General features: G+C 72.4%; 12 protein-coding genes. 7 read left to right on the top strand and 5 right to left on the bottom strand.

From position 1 onward, the window contains the following. Positions 1-96: 96 nt before the first annotated feature. Positions 97-510 carry a cupin domain-containing protein gene (locus E5N76_RS01610; RefSeq protein WP_149535548.1) on the top strand — a complete coding sequence of 138 codons (414 nt, stop codon included), beginning with the start codon at positions 97-99 and terminating at the stop codon, positions 508-510. A 135-nt stretch (positions 511-645) separates the two neighbouring features. Here E5N76_RS01610 and E5N76_RS01605 read toward each other — a convergent pair whose 3' ends face one another. Together E5N76_RS01605 and E5N76_RS01600 are read right to left on the bottom strand one after the other, a co-directional pair. Beyond that, complete coding sequence (locus tag E5N76_RS01605; RefSeq protein WP_149535547.1) at positions 646-1,362, bottom strand: NUDIX domain-containing protein; 717 nt, start codon at positions 1,360-1,362, stop codon at positions 646-648. A 435-nt stretch (positions 1,363-1,797) separates the two neighbouring features. Further along, the gene (locus tag E5N76_RS01600; RefSeq protein ID WP_149535546.1) at positions 1,798-3,957 is read right to left on the bottom strand and encodes a ComEC/Rec2 family competence protein; all 2,160 of its coding nucleotides are present in this window, start codon (positions 3,955-3,957) and stop codon (positions 1,798-1,800) included. A 490-nt stretch (positions 3,958-4,447) separates the two neighbouring features. On the opposite strand from E5N76_RS01600, the gene gltX reads away from it, so the two are divergent. The 3 genes from gltX (at position 4,448) to E5N76_RS01585 (ending at position 8,856) form a co-directional block, all read left to right on the top strand. After that, positions 4,448-5,857, top strand: coding sequence for a glutamate--tRNA ligase (gltX, locus tag E5N76_RS01595; protein ID WP_149535545.1), 1,410 nt, complete (start codon positions 4,448-4,450; stop codon positions 5,855-5,857). Between the two features lie 83 nt (positions 5,858-5,940). Next, positions 5,941-6,723: a class II aldolase/adducin family protein gene (locus tag E5N76_RS01590; protein WP_149535544.1), complete on the top strand. Its 783-nt coding sequence runs from the start codon at positions 5,941-5,943 to the stop codon at positions 6,721-6,723. Between the two features lie 549 nt (positions 6,724-7,272). After that, positions 7,273-8,856, top strand: a complete 1,584-nt coding sequence (locus tag E5N76_RS01585) for an ABC transporter substrate-binding protein (protein WP_149535543.1) — start codon at positions 7,273-7,275, stop codon at positions 8,854-8,856. A gap of 242 nt (positions 8,857-9,098) precedes the next feature. Here E5N76_RS01585 and E5N76_RS01580 read toward each other — a convergent pair whose 3' ends face one another. Continuing rightward, positions 9,099-9,326: a hypothetical protein gene (locus tag E5N76_RS01580; protein WP_149535542.1), complete on the bottom strand. Its 228-nt coding sequence runs from the start codon at positions 9,324-9,326 to the stop codon at positions 9,099-9,101. A 143-nt stretch (positions 9,327-9,469) separates the two neighbouring features. Between E5N76_RS01580 and E5N76_RS01575 the strand changes: the two genes are divergently transcribed. Further along, entirely contained in the window at positions 9,470-9,670 is a 201-nt protein-coding gene (locus E5N76_RS01575) for a hypothetical protein (RefSeq protein WP_149535541.1), read from the top strand. Between the two features lie 63 nt (positions 9,671-9,733). On the opposite strand, the gene E5N76_RS01570 is transcribed toward E5N76_RS01575, so the two are convergent. Beyond that, positions 9,734-10,078: an FAD-dependent oxidoreductase gene (locus tag E5N76_RS01570; protein WP_149535540.1), complete on the bottom strand. Its 345-nt coding sequence runs from the start codon at positions 10,076-10,078 to the stop codon at positions 9,734-9,736. A gap of 51 nt (positions 10,079-10,129) precedes the next feature. On the opposite strand from E5N76_RS01570, the gene E5N76_RS01565 reads away from it, so the two are divergent. Both E5N76_RS01565 and E5N76_RS01560 read left to right on the top strand, forming a co-directional pair. Further along, complete coding sequence (locus tag E5N76_RS01565; RefSeq protein WP_149535539.1) at positions 10,130-11,134, top strand: Bug family tripartite tricarboxylate transporter substrate binding protein; 1,005 nt, start codon at positions 10,130-10,132, stop codon at positions 11,132-11,134. Between the two features lie 31 nt (positions 11,135-11,165). Beyond that, positions 11,166-12,218, top strand: a complete 1,053-nt coding sequence (locus E5N76_RS01560) for a Bug family tripartite tricarboxylate transporter substrate binding protein (protein WP_187829908.1) — start codon at positions 11,166-11,168, stop codon at positions 12,216-12,218. Between the two features lie 160 nt (positions 12,219-12,378). Here E5N76_RS01560 and E5N76_RS01555 read toward each other — a convergent pair whose 3' ends face one another. Beyond that, positions 12,379-14,343 carry an alpha/beta hydrolase domain-containing protein gene (locus E5N76_RS01555; protein ID WP_149535537.1) on the bottom strand — a complete coding sequence of 655 codons (1,965 nt, stop codon included), beginning with the start codon at positions 14,341-14,343 and terminating at the stop codon, positions 12,379-12,381. Between the last annotated feature and the right edge of the window lie 141 nt (positions 14,344-14,484).

The raw sequence follows: 14,484 nt of genomic DNA, 5'->3' as shown, positions 1-14,484 counted from the left end.
CCAGGAATGGCGGTGACGTCACAAACGCGCGAGGACACGCCCCGCCATAGAAACTTGTGCCTGCATGCCCAACCAGAAGATGCGAAGGAGGACGCCATGCCAGATGATGCCCCAGCCCCGACCCTCCGGGTGCGGACCACGGTCACCCACGCCGCCAGCGCCAATTTCGATACCGGATTGCGCCCCTTCTTCGGCTACCGCGACCTCGGCATCGCCGGCGCCACCGCCGGGGCCTACGGGGCCAATGTGGTCCGCGCCATTCCGGGCAAGCATGCGAACCCGGTCTGGCACACGCACACGCTGGACTTCCAATTGGTCTTCGTCCTGCGCGGCTGGGTGCGCTTCGAATACGCCGATATCGGCGAGGTGCGGCTGGAGGCGGGGGACAGCGTGCTGCAGGCCCCGGGCATCGCGCACCGGGAGCTGGAGCATTCGGACGACATGGAATTGCTGGAGATCACCTCGCCCGGCGAGTTCGAGACCAAGGTGGTGGAGGGGCCGCAGGGCTGAACGGGTCTTCCCCCACCCGGCGGGGGACCGGGGCGGGGGTGCCGGCCCCGACCGCGAACTGACCGGACCCTGCCGCCACCCGCCCGGACCGCCCCCACCCTGACCCTCCCCGCCAGCGGGGAGGGAAGCGGGCAGCTAGACCAGCCCCAACGCGCCGAGGAACATCCCGGCCGCCGGCACCACCCGCCCTGGCCTTGCCGCCAGCCACCCCGCCAGCTCGGCTTCCGGCACCGCCACCAGCTCCTGGTACTCGCCATTGCCGCGCGCGGCGGCGGCGGCCGCCACCGCGGCGAAGCCCAGCGCCGTGTCCAGCAGGAAGCCGAGATCGCGCACCCCGGAGCCGAGATGCTCCACCAGGGCGAAGGGCCGGCAGGCCGTCACCGCCTCCCAGCCCAGCCCCAGCTCCTCGGCCAGCTCCGCGCGCAGCGCCGCCTCGGCATCCACGGCGCCGTCCCGCACCGCGCCGGCATCCACGCTGCCGGCCGGGGGCATTTGCCAGAGGCCGGCCTCATAGGTCGCCTCCTTGCTCCGGCGACCGAACACCACCCCCTCGGCCGTCCGCAGCACGCCGCAGACGGAAAGCGGCCGGACCTCCAGCGCCGCCGCCAGGGCCGGGTCGCTGAACCCCGCCACCACCTGCCGATATTCCACCAGCCGTCCGGTCAGCCGCTCCGCCGAGGCGCTTTCCACGGAGAACACCCGGCCGTTGAACAGCCGCCCGCCGGCGCGCGCCTGGGCCGCTGCCCAGGCAGCCGCCACCGCCGGTTCCAGGGCCGGCGGCACGGCACGCTCGCCCGGCAACAGCTCCAGCCGCAGCCCGGCCGCCACCGGCCGCAGCGCATAGCCCTGCATGCAATACCCCTCGGATGCCCTGGCCGCTGACGCTCCCCGATGCCTGTCGCGGCCTTGCCATGGCAGGCCGTGCGCGGCCCCGGGAATGGAGCAAATCCGGCGCTCCCATGAAAGCGCGCAGCGGTTTCGTGGAGATTATACCGGTGAATCGGTTCGCCGGCCGGCCCGAGCCCGCGCCGGCAGCGCTAGAGCGTGATCGGTTGAGGTCGAATCGACCGAAACCGTGAATCACACGACCGAACAATGAGCTAGAGCGGGGCGGGTGAGCGCAGCTCAACCGATCCCGCGCTAGAGCAGATCGCCGGAGGGCGGCATCGCCCGGAGGCGTGGATCTGCTCTACAGTCCATAAGCTAGAGCGGTTTCGCGCTGCACAGTCAGCGTGAAACCGCTCCAGAGGCGCCTTGAGCAGATTCTCGATCGGGCGCCCGCTGGCTTTATTCGATCGCCGCCGGCGGATCGGCGGAGGCGGTGCCGCGCGGCACCGGCATGGGCGGCACCCAGGGCCGGTCGCCACGCCAGCCCCTGTCGCTGACCACCCGCACCCCCTCCGGTTCCAGCCACACCGCATGCGGCCCATGCCGCCAGACGGTGAAGCGGTCGATCACCTGGGCGGCGCAATGCCCCCGCACCGGCTCGGCCGAGATCACCAGCGCCGCATGGGTGCAGGCTGTCCTTTGGCCCTCCGCCGGGGCGGCGCCGCGCAGCAGCACCACCGCCGGGGCCCCGGGCGCCGCGCGCAGGGTGCAGGCGCCGGGGGCGCAGGCCGCGCTGCCCGCCGCCCCCTCGCGCGGCAGGGCCCGGGCCTCCGCCACGCCGAACAGGCGCTGCCAGGCATCCCTTGTGAAGGCGGAGGCGCCGGAGAGGCGCTGCAGGAACATCCCCTCATTCGCCCGGAAGGCGATCAGCCGGCCATCGCCGGAGACCAGGATGTCCGGCGGCCGCTGCCACCCCCCGCTCAGCAGGCCGAGCAGGATGAGCGGCAGGCCGAAGCCCCGCCAGGCGCTGCGCCAGAGGCAGAGCCAGAGCATGCCGAAGGCGGTCAGCCCGAGCCCCCAGGCGGAGATGGGCGGGACGGCAAGGCTCGCCCCCGGCCAGGCAGCGACGTGGCGGGCGATGGCGAGGATCCCCTCCACCCCCCAGCCCATCGGCGCCAGGGCCCAGGAGTCCAGCCCGAAGGGCATCAGCGCCGCCGCCGCCAGGCCGGCCGGCATGACCAGCAGGGAGGTGAGCGGCACCGCCAGCGCATTCGCCGCCACGCCATAGAGCTGCAGCCGGCCGAAATGGTGCAGGCCGAAGGGGGTGGTGGCGGCGCCGGCCAGCAGCGAGGTGGCGACCAGCCCGAACCCGGCCAGCAGCAGGCGCCGCCGCCAGCCATCCCCCTGCCCCGTCGGCAGGCGCGGCCGCAGCCATTCCCAGCCGGCGATCAGGGCAAGCACCGCGGCGAAGCTCATCTGGAAGCTGGCGCCGAGCAGGGCGGCCGGGTTCACCGCCAGCACCAGCGCCGCCGCCAGCGCCCAGCCGCGCAGGCTGAGGGCGCGGCGGCCGGCGAGCAGCGCCAGCGTCACCAGCGCCGCCATGGCGAAGCTGCGCAGCATGGGGATCTGCAGGCCGGTCAGCGCCAGATAGGCCCCGCCCAGCGCCAGGGCGCCCAGCGCCGCCACCGGCTTCACCGGCAGGCGCAGGGCAATGGCCGGCACCAGCGCCAGCCCCGCCCGCAGCAGCCAGAAGCCGAGGCCCATGACGATGGCGATATGCAGGCCGGAGACGGAGAGCAGATGCGCCAGGCCGGACTCCCGCATGGCCGCCAGCTCGGCGGCCGGGATGGCGCTTTGCCCGCCGGTCAGCAGCGCGGCGGCGACGGCGCCGGCAGGGCCGGGGATGGCGGCAGTGACGCGCGCCTCGATGCCGGCGCGGAGGGCGGCGAAGGCGGGGGCGGTCTCGCCGGGGGTCACCTCCGCCCGGCCGAGGGCGAAGCCGCTGCCGGCGAGGCCGGCGAAATAGGCGGCGCGCTGGAAATCCCAGGCGCCGGGATGCGCCGGCGCACTCGGCGCCCGCAGCAGGGCGCGCAGGCGGATGGTGTCGCCCGGCGAGGGCCGGGCCGGGTCGTCCGCCTTCAGCCGCACCCGCACCTGCCGCGCCAGCGGAGCGCCGCCATCCAGGCGGGGCGCCTCGATGGTCAGGCGCCGGCCTTCCGGCAGCAATTCCACCTGGGCGATGCGGCCGGAGAGGATGGTGGCGTTGCGCGGCAGCTCCGGCATGGGCGGCTGCAGCGAGGTATGGCCGGCCGCCAGCCCGAAGCCGAGGGCGGCCGCCGCCAGCAGCCCCAGCGCCCAGCCCAGCAGCGCGCCCTGGCGCCGGGCAGGGCAGGCCGCGAGCAGCAGCGGCGCACCGAGCCACGCCGCCAGGGCGGGCGGTTCCGCCGGAAGGGCGAAATAGGTCAGCACACCTGCGCCCAGGGCCACGGCGAGCCAGGGCGCGAGCCGCGCCTGCTCACCCGCCCAATGGGCCGCCCAGGCGGCGGAGAGCCATGCGGCGGCCTGAGGGACAGGCTTGCCGAACCATCGGGGGGCTGGCCGGGCAAGCGTGATTGACATCGGAGTCGAGCTTGCCGGCCCGATTCGGCGAAATCAATACGGAACGAGTCAAGCTTGACTCGGTCTGCGAATCGGCGTTGTGGCGAAGAATTAACTCCTTCTGCCAAGTCATTGATCTAAGGCGATCAATCCTGGGATGAGACCCGATCTCATTTTCTCGTAATGGCTGTATCGGGGGCGGCAACTTCCTCCCTGGCGCGCACCCGGGGCGTAAGGACCCCCTCGCCCGCCACCTCCGGGCACCCCAAGGCGCGGATCTCGCCCCCGCCGGCCCATCGCCCGGCCAGCCCGCCCGCCGCCCCGGCGCTGCACCGCCGCCGGTGATGCATCGCCGCCCCGCTGGCCCGCCCGCCGCGTCCGGCGCATATCCAGAGCACGGAACCCGCCCCCAAGCGCCGGCGGCGCGGCGTGCTGCGAGGCCCGCCCGCGCCCTCCCCAAGGGCAGGCCGATGCTCTAGGAACCCGCTCTTCGCCCCGGGGATCGCCTGCCATGTCCGTCCGTACCCGCTTCGCCCCCTCCCCCACCGGCTACCTGCATATCGGCGGGGCGCGCACCGCCCTGTTCAATTTCCTCTTCGCCCGCCGCCATGGCGGCCAGTACCTGCTGCGCATCGAGGATACGGACAGGCAGCGCAGCACCCCGGAAGCGGTCCGCCAGATCATCGAAAGCCTGGACTGGCTCGGCCTCTCGCCCGACGAGCCGCCGGTCTTCCAGAGCCAGCGCGAGCCGCGCCATGCCGAGGTGGCGCGGGAGCTGCTGGCCAAGGGCAGCGCCTACCTCGCCTATGACACGCCGGAGGAGCTGGCGGCGATGCGCGCCGCGGCGGAGGCGGCGAAGCGCCCCTTCAAATATGACGGCTCGCGCTGGATCGGCCTGGACCCGGCCCAGGCGCCGAGCACGCCGCCCGCCATCCGCATCAAGGCCCCCCGCCTGGACGAGCGCGGCGGCGAGACGGTGGTGAAGGATCTGGTCCAGGGCGAGGTGCGCGTCGGCAACGCCGAGCTGGACGACATGATCATCCTGCGGTCCGACGGCACGCCGACCTATCTGCATGCGGTGGTGGTGGACGACCACGACATGGCCATCACCCATGTCATCCGCGGCGACGACCACCTGACCAACACCTTCCGCCAATGCATGGTCTATGACGCCATGGGCTGGCACCGGCCGCATTTCGCCCATATCCCGCTGATCCATGGCGCCGACGGCGCCAAGCTCTCCAAGCGCCACGGCGCGGTCGGGGCGCTGGATTTCCGCGAGCAGGGCTTCCTGCCGGAGGCGGTGTGCAATTACCTGCTGCGCCTCGGCTGGGGGCATGGCGATACCGAGATCATCTCCCGCGAGGCGGCGATCCGCATCTTCGACATCGCCGATATCGGCCGTGCCGCCTCCCGCATGGACTACGCCAAGCTCTCCCATTTCAACGGCGTCTATCTCCGCGCGACGCCGGATGAGCGCCTGGCGCGGGAGGTGCTGGAGCGGCTGGCGAAGCGCGGCATCAGCTTCGGCACCAGGGGCGCGGAGCGGGTGGAGGCGCTGATGCCGGAGCTGAAGGCCCGCGCCAGGGATCTGGAGGAGCTGGCCGGCGCCGCCATCTTCGCCGCCCAGGAAGGCCCGCCGGTGATGGACCAGAAGGCCGCCGCGGCGCTGACGCCGGAGGCGAAGGAAAGGCTGCGCGACCTGGCGCAATTCCTCACCGACGCGCCCTGGGAGCGGGCGGAGCTGGAGCATTGGCTGCGCGACTATGCCGAGGTGAAGGGCCTCAAGCTCGGCGCCGTCGCCCAGCCGCTGCGGGCGGCGCTGACCGGCAGCCTGCAGAGCCCGCCGATCGATGCGGTGCTGGCGGCGCTGGGGCGGACGGAGGCGGTGGACCGCATCCTGGCCGCCGCCGAAGGCTGAAGGTCGGGCGTCCGTCCGGCCCGCTGCTTGCTCCGGTCGGATAAGCGGCCCAGCATGGCGCGCCATCCGAAGGGAGGAGTGCCATGCCGCTCGAAACCCATGCCGCCGCCGATCTCAGCCTCGCCGACCAGCGCTGGCAGGCCCGCATCGACCTGGCGGCCGCGCATCGCCTGGCGGTGATGCACGGCTTCCATGAGGGGATCTTCAACCACCTGACGCTGCGCGTCCCCGGCACCGAGGACCGCTACTACCAGATCCCCTTCGGCACCCATTGGTCGGAAGTCCGCGCCTCCACCTTCATGGAGGTGGGCTATGACGGCGCGCTGCTCGCCGGCGAGGGGCATATCGAGCAGAGCTGCTACGCCATCCACGCCCCGATCCATCGGCTCAATCCCCGCGCGGCGGCGGTCTTCCACACCCATATGCCCTTCGCCAGCGCGCTCTCGCGCCTCGAGGATCCGCGCATCCTGCCGATCGGCCAGACCGAGATCGGCACCATGATCCACACCGCCTATGACATGGACTACCACGGCCCCGCCTTCGACCCGGCGGAGGGAGAGCGGCTGGCGGAGATCCTCGGCGACAAGACGGTGCTGATGATGGCGAGCCATGGCGTCGCCACCATCGGCCGCACCGTCGCCGAGGCCTATGACCGGCTCTACTATGTGGAGCGGGTGGCCCAGGTGCAGCTCTACGCCATGTGGACGCAGCGCCCGCTGAAATTCCTGCCGGAGGATGTGGTGCAGGAGACGGTGGCGCAATTCGCCGGCAAGGCGCCGCGCTATGGCGACGAATCCAATGCCGAATGGCATTTCGCGGCGCTGAAGCGGCTTCTCGACCGGCGGGAGCCTGACTACCGCGACTGAGAGGGGCCGGCGCACCGCCGGCCTTCTTCCCTCGCCGATCCTCCCCCGGGGTGCCCGCCACGCCCGGCCGGGGGGGCTGCGCCCAGCGGCCGGCGGCGCCGCCACCGGCCTGTCACCGCCGGACGAGCGGCATGCGCGGCCGGCGTCAAGCCCCGGCGGCGGTCACACTCCCGCGCGCGCAACGATCTGACGGTCCCGTGACCGGGCAAGGGCTTGCCGCTTCTGTCCAGCGGTTTCCCCACAGGCTTTTCCACAGATATGTGGAGAAGTTTTTCCCGCCCGGCGGGCCGCGCCGCCACGGCGTTGCGGCGCGGACGAGCCCCAGGGGTCAAGGCATGAACGCGGAAGCGGCATGGTTGCAGCGCCACCGTGAAGCTGCGGGTTGTAACCGTGGCGGAAAATTGCAGCGGGAAGTTGTCCACAGCCTGCGGCCGGGCCGCCCGCCCTTGCGCCGGCCTAAATTCCGGCGGACGGGAGGGTCAGCCCGGCGTTGACGCCCGACCTGCTGCAACGCAGCATCCCCCGGCAGAACAAAACGGAGGTCCAGGGATGCAGCGTCGATCCTTCCTCGCTACGGGGGCAGCGCTCCTTGCCGCGCCGCGGCTGGCCGCCGCCCAGAACGCCCCGGGGCGAAGGGTGCTGCGCTTCGTCCCTCAGGCCGACCTGGCGCTGCTGGACCCGATCCATTCCGTCGCCTTCGTCACCCGCAACCATGCGCTGCTGGTCTATGACACGCTCTATGGCTGGGATGCGGAACTCAAGGCCCGGCCGCAGATGGCCGAGGGCCATACGGTGGAGAATGACGGCAGGACGGTCACCATCCGCCTGCGGGAGGGGCTGAAATTCCACGATGGCGAGCCGGTCCGCGGCCGCGACTGCGTCGCCTCCATCAAGCGTTGGGCGACGCGGGACGCCTTCGGCCAGGCGCTCATCGCCATCACCGAGGATCTTTCCGCCCCGGATGACCGCTCCATCCGCTTCACGCTGAAAAAGCCTTTCCCGCTGCTGCCGGATGCGCTGGCCAAGGTGGGGACGCATCTCTGCGCCATCATGCCGGAGCGGCATGCGAGCCTCCCCTCCTCCCAGGCGGTGCCGGAGCTGATCGGCAGCGGCCCCTTCCGCTACGTGGCGGGCGAGCGGGTCCCCGGCAGCCGCAACGTCTATGAGCGCAACCCGGACTACGCGCCGCGGCAGGAGCCGCCGAGCTATCTTTCCGGCGGCAAGGTGGTGCATTTCGACCGGGTGGAGTGGCTGACCATCCCGGACGGCGCGACGGCCAGCGCCGCCCTGCAGCGCGGCGAGATCGACTGGTGGGAGCAGCCGGCGATCGACCTCGTCACCCCGCTGAAGCGCGCCCGCGGCGTGAAGATCGAGATCCTCGATCCGAACGGCTCGGTCGGCTTCCTGCGCTTCAACTGCCTGAACCCGCCCTTCGACAATCCCGCCATCCGCCGTGCCATCCTGCGCGGGACCAACCAGGCGGATGCGATGACCGCGGCGGCGGGAGACGACAAGACCTTCTGGCGCGTGCCCTATGGCTTCTTCGCCCCCGGCTCCGTCATGGCGAGCGAGGAAGGACTGGACGCCTTCCGCACGCCGCTGGACGGCCCGGCGACGAAGCGCGCCTTGGCCGAGGCCGGCTACAAGGACGAGCGGGTGAACCTGCTGGCGGCGACCGATTTCCCGGTCATCAACGCCATGGCGGAAGTCTGTGGCGACATGCTGCGCAAGTCAGGCGTCAACCTGGACTACGTCTCCACCGATTGGGGCACGGTGACGCAGCGCATCCTGAAGCAGGACCCGGTGGCGCAGGGCGGCTGGAACATGATGGTCAGCTACACCGCCGGCAGCGCCCAGGTGAACCCGGCGGCGAACAACCTGATCCGTGGCCATGGCCGCAGCGCCATCTTCGGCTGGCCCACCGTCCCGAAGCTGGAGGAGCTGCGGAACGCCTGGTTCGACGCGCCGGACGAGGCGGCGCAGGCGGCGATCGGGCGGGAGATGCAGCGGGTCTGCTTCGCGGAAGTGCCCTATGTGCCGCTGGGGCAGTTCTTCTCCCCCACCGCGCTGCGCGGCGACCTGGAGGGGATGCTGAAGGGCGTGGCGCTGTTCTACGGCATCAGGCGGGTCTGAGCGAGAAGATCGGGGGCGCCGCCCCGAACCCCGGCAGGAGGCACGTCGCGGGCATTGCCCGCGACCCTGCACCTCCGCCGGGGAGGATACTCCTCCCCGGACCCGGTCCGAGTTGCAGACCCGGCGGTTCAACCGCCGACTCACACCGGGGTCCGGGGGGGTGGTCCACCCCCCCGGCAGGGGCCTGGGGGCAGAGCCCCCAGCGCGGCACGGCCCGGGGGCGGAGCCCCCAGCGCGGCACCTCAGCCCGGGCCCGGCCGCCAGTACCGCGGCTGGTGCCAGGACTGTCCCGGCAGGTAGTGGTGCCGCGGCGGCAGCGGCCGGTGCCAATGCGGCCGCGGCGGCGGCACGTAGTGGCGGTGCGGGCCGTGCCAGCCGGGGCCGGTGACCGGCGGGTGGGCGCTGGCGGGCGCCGCGGCCGCCGCAACCAGACCCAGGCCGAGGGCGGCGGCAACGAGAAGGCTACGCATGGTGTCCTCCTTCCGAGGGGTCGACAGCGTTATGCTGGCCTCGCCGCCCGGCGGAATCGGGGCTGGTTTGCAGCCAGATCGGGGCAGGCGGTGACGGCATGTATCGGGCGCCGGATGCGGTGGCGCCCCTCAGGGGAGATGGCATGGCAGGTTGGCTGTGGTCGCTGGGGACCCTGTTGGTCGCACTTGGCCTCGCGGCGCATCTCTTCGGCTGGGACACGCTGCTCTGGCTGCCGGCGCAGGCGGTCGAGGCCATCCGCGCCGATCCCGGCACCTATGGCGTGGTCGCGCTCGGCGTGGCGCTGATGGTGCTGGCGCGGCTGATCAGCCGCTGGCGGAGCTGAGGGCAGCAGCCGGCAGGGCGAGGCTCCGGCGGGTCGCCGGGCAGGATTGGGCCTGGCCCGCTGCTACGTCGCCACCCCCGCCAGCGCTTCCCAGGCGCTCAACACCGCCCCCTCCTGCCAGCCGGGCAGCCAGGAGAGGCATTCGCCGGGGAAATGGTAGGGCCCCTCCGGCGCGCGCAGCAGCCGGTACTCCCGCTCCCGCTGCTCGCGCCTCCACCCCGCCCAGGCGCCGTGGGCCCAGGGCATCCGGCCCCAGGCGACGGAGGCCGCCTTGCCCAGTTCGGCGCCCGGATGCAGCACCCGCACATCCGCCGCCGCCGCCATGGCGCGCTGCTCCGGCGTGCAGGCGGCGCAGCGCTCGGCGATGCCGTCATCCCGGATATAGGCGCCCGCGGCCGGGGCGTTCACGCTTCGGCATGATCCGTTCTATACACGGGCCAAGGCAGGAAGGAGGAAACGATGCCGAGGATTTCGCGGCGCAGCCTGGTGGGGCACGGCCTGTTGGCCGCACCGGCCCTGGCGCCGATGCTGGCCGGGCCGGGCCGGGCTCGGGCGCAGGCGCCCTGGCCGGACAAGCCGGTGCGCATCATCGTGCCCTTCCCGCCGGGCCAGGCCTCGGACATCCTCACCCGGCTGCTGGCCGACGAGCTTTCGAAACGCTGGCCGCAGCGCTGCTTCGTCGAGAATCGCGGCGGTGCCGCCGGCGTGCCGGCGCTGGAGATGGCGGCGCGGTCGGCGCCGGACGGCTATACGCTCGTCGCCGGCACGTCGGGCACGCTCGGCGTCAACCCCTCCGTCGTGCCGCGCCTGCCCTATGATGCGGAGCGCGACTTCACCCCCATCAGCAATGTGGCGATGGTGCCGCTGCTGATCGTGGCGCATCCGAATTTCCCCGGCCGCTCGGCGCAGGAGGTGGTGGCGCTGGCCAAGGCGCGGCCCGGCGCGGTGGACATGGCGACGGCCGGCCCCGCCACCAGCCAGCACCTGGCGGCGGAGCTCTTCGCGCATCGCTGCGGCATCCAGCTCAACATGGTGCATTACCGCGGCAGCGGGCCGGGCATGGCGGATCTGGTCGCCGGCAACGTCACGCTGATGACCGACAGCGTCGCCAGCTCGCTGAACAACATCCAGGCCGGGCGGCTGATCCCGATCGCGGTGACCACGCCGCAGCGCATCCCGCAATTGCCCGACGTGCCGACCATCGCGGAGACCGTCGCCTCCGGCTATGGCGCCTTCGGCTGGTCGGGCCTCGCCGGCCCTGCCGGGCTGGCGCCGGAGATCGTGCGCAAGGTGAATGCCGATACCGTCGCCATATTGCGCGACCCGGCCGTCGCCGCCCGCTTCGTCGAACTCGGCACCATCGCCGATCCGACCAGCCCCGAGAATTTCGCCGCCTTCGTGAAGGCGGAGATCGCGCAATGGCGCGAGGTGGTGAGGCTCGCGAATGTCCGTCTCGATGGTTGAGCGCCTGTCCCGGAACGGTCTGCGGCGTGCCTTGGCCGGTCTTTTCCGCCTCGGCGGCGTCCACGTCCCGGCCGGGACGCAAAATCCCTCGCCCATCCACCGCCGGGAGCCTTTCGGGGCAGGCTCGAGCGCCCCGCGCCGCGCGCTGCTCGCGGCCCCTCTCCTGCTGCCGGCCCTGGCGCGGGCGCAGGATTTCCCGGCGCGGAATGTCCGCATCGTCGTGCCCTATGGCCCGGGCGGCGCCAGCGACATCGTCGCGCGCATCCTGGCGCAGCGGGCGACCGAGATCTCCGGCCAGACCTTCGTCGTCGAGAATCGCGGCGGCGGCGCCTCCATCCCCGGCACCCAGGCGGTGATCGCGGCGCCGCCGGATGGCTATACGCTCGGCACCGCGGACAATGCGCTGGTGGTGAACCCCGGCCTGTTCCGGGAACGCATGCCCTTCGACGTGGAGAAGGATCTGACGCCGCTCGGCCTCGCCGTGACGGCGCCGCTGGTGCTGCTGGCCAATCCCGGTGCGCCGGCGCGGGACCTGAAGGGGGTGCTGGACGAGATGCGGGCCCGCCCGACCGGGCTTTCGCATGGCGGCATCGGCACGCCGACGCATCTGACCGTGGTGGAATTCCAGCTCTCGACCGGGCTGGAGCCGACCGTGGTCGGCTATCGCGGCGGCGGGCCGCAGCTTGCCGGGCTGGTGGCGGGGGATGTGCCCTATGGCTTCGTCGCGATCTCCTCGGCGATGACGCATATCCAGGGCGGCCGGCTGCGCCCGGTGGCGCTGACCGGCACCGCGCGAAGCCCGGCCCTGCCGGAGGTGCCGACCATGGCGGAGGCGGGGCTGCCGGAGGTGGCGACGGTGGGCTGGTGGGGCTTCATCCTGCCCGCCGGCGTGCCGGCGCCGCTCCAGGCCCGGCTGCGCGCCCTGCTGCTGGAGCCGGCGAAGGAGCCGGCGGTGCGCGCCCGGCTGGAGGGGCTGGGCTATACCGTCGTCGCCGGCGACGGGCCGAGCTACGCGGCGCGCATCCGGCAGGAGACGGCGCAGTGGCGGGAACGCGCCGACCGGGCGGGGCTGAAGCCGGAATAGGCCCCCACCCAGGCCCGCACGGGTCCCGGACTTCGGTCGGAGTTTCAGATCGGACGCTGCAACCGCAGACTCACACCGGGGTCCGGGGGGGTTGGCGGCACTGCCGCCAACGGGCAGAGCCCCTGTTGGGGGTTTGGGGGCGAAGCCCCCATCCTGGCCCCTACACCCCCACCTCATGCCGCGGTGCGCCCCATTGCGCCGCGGCGGCCGCGCAGCGCGGCACGTCCTCCTCCAGCATCAGCCGCGCCGCCACCAGCGCCTTCGCAGCCTCGGTGATGGCGGCGACATAGCCTTCCGCGCTGCCATAGCGTGACTGCACGGAGGGGCGTGGGTCGCCGGTGGCCAGCCGCTCGGCTTCCGTATCCGGGAAGGCGATGGTGCTGCCAGTGTATTCATGCAGCGCGCCGGCGCCATGGCCGCGCGACCGCGGGTTCCAGGCGGTGTAGGTGGCGAGCGGCGCTTGCACCATCGGCGCGCGCACGCCGCCGAGGTCATTGCCGTCCGCGTCGGTGGCGGGCAGCAGCACGGCGTAGCCTTGCGCATCCGCCAGACGCGGCGGCAGTACCGTCATCACCCCGTTGTCCATGCCGTAGTCGAAGAGCTCGAAGCGGCTCGGCGATTGCGGCAGGGCCACGCCGGGAATGGCAGGGAAGCGGGCGCGCCATGCCTCGAAGCTCACCGCCGTGCCGTCGCCGCGGCGGGGCATGCGGCTTTCGGGCGGGGGCGTGCCATGCGTCGCCCACGCATCCAGCGCATCCAGCAGCGCGCGGAAGAGCATGCTGGTGGCGACGACATTCTCCGGATTGGCGAAGGGGCCACGCGCCGGCCTGCCGAGGCGCGGGTTCGCCGCGTGCTGGCTGCTGCACCAGTGATAGATGCGGACGTTGTCCGGCTGCGGCAGGTCCTGCCCGTCCGTGGTGGTGTGCACCAGGCTGCCGCGGCGCTGCCAGTATTCCGTCGCGGATTGGCTGTGCAGCACCAGCGGGTCCGTCGCCGGGCGCTTCAGGATGGCGTCTGTGCGGCCGGTCAGGTGGTCGGTGGTCTCGGCATAGCTGAAGGGGAAGGCATCGGCGGAGTTGTCGTGATCCTCATACTGCTGGCCGGCGGGGACGGTGAGGTTGCCGAAGCGGCCGGCGAAGAGGCGGCCGGCGCCGGCGACATGCGGCATCAGCCCGTCGAAGACGCGGCGGCCTGCGGTGTCCTCGTTGAAGCCATGGTAGAGGAAATCCCGGATCGCCCGGCCGGTCTGGCTGCGGCCGAAGCCATAGGCCTTCTCCACCGCGCCGTGCAGCGGGTTGGCGGGCGTCGCGGCATGACGCAGCCAGCTCACCGCATCGCGCACCGCGGCATGGCCGAGGCCGAGGACCAGCGGCGCCTCCGCCTCCCAGACCAGCTCGTAGATCCAGCCAGGTTGGAAGCCGGCGTGCATGTGGAGATGGGTGCGGGAGGGGGCGATGATGGAATCGCGGCCGAAGACTTCCAGGCCCATGCCCGCCTCGAACCGGCCGAAGCACCATTCGCCTTGCGGCACTTCCTCGCGGGGCTCCCAGGGGTAGCGGCGGCGGGTCAGGGTGGCGCGGCCGCCTTCGACCGCGGGCGGGGAGTAGGTGGAAGTATAGACGCCGAGCGGGAAGGTGTTGACGCCCGCCTGGCCGATGAACTCGGCCCGCGCCAGGCCGCGCACCGCGGGCAGCTTCGGCACCTCCAGCAGCACGCGGCCATTGCCGGCGAGCAGATCGCCCTGCCAGGCGCCCCAGGCCAGGCTGTAGCCGCGGCGCAGCAGGAAGCCGTTGCCGGCATGCTCCGGTGCGAGCGGGGCGTTGGACGCGACGGCATCGTTGAAATACTGCAGGCAGCGCTTGTTGCCGCGATTGCCCCAGTCGAAGAAGAGGCGGCGATTGCCGCGGGCGAGGTCGACGGGCTTCAGGATCTGCAGATCCCCGGCGAAACGCACCAGGCCATCGGCGCCGGCGGGCGCCAGGTGAAGATCGGCGATCGGGGCGTTGCGCTTGTCGCGCGGATCGACGGCGTAGCGGAGGCGGCCGAGGAGCAGCTCATAGGCGCCGGCGGCGCCGAATTCCTGGCCACCGGCGAAGGGCAGCCTGTCCTGCAATTCGAATTCCATCGCTCTCTCCCACGGGCGCGCCCCTGCCGCGTTCGAGCCCGTCGAACGCACCGCAAGCAATGCCATGCGGCGGCAAGCGTGTCATGGATACGGCGAAGCGGCACCGCGCTTCGCGCGGCGAAGTCCCTGCCACGCTTGCCG

Source organism: Siccirubricoccus phaeus, assembly GCF_008360935.1.
Taxonomy (GTDB): Bacteria; Pseudomonadota; Alphaproteobacteria; order Acetobacterales; family Acetobacteraceae; genus Siccirubricoccus; species Siccirubricoccus phaeus.
Note: the sequence above shows the minus strand (reverse complement) of the source record. Positions and strands in the feature narration are given on the sequence as shown.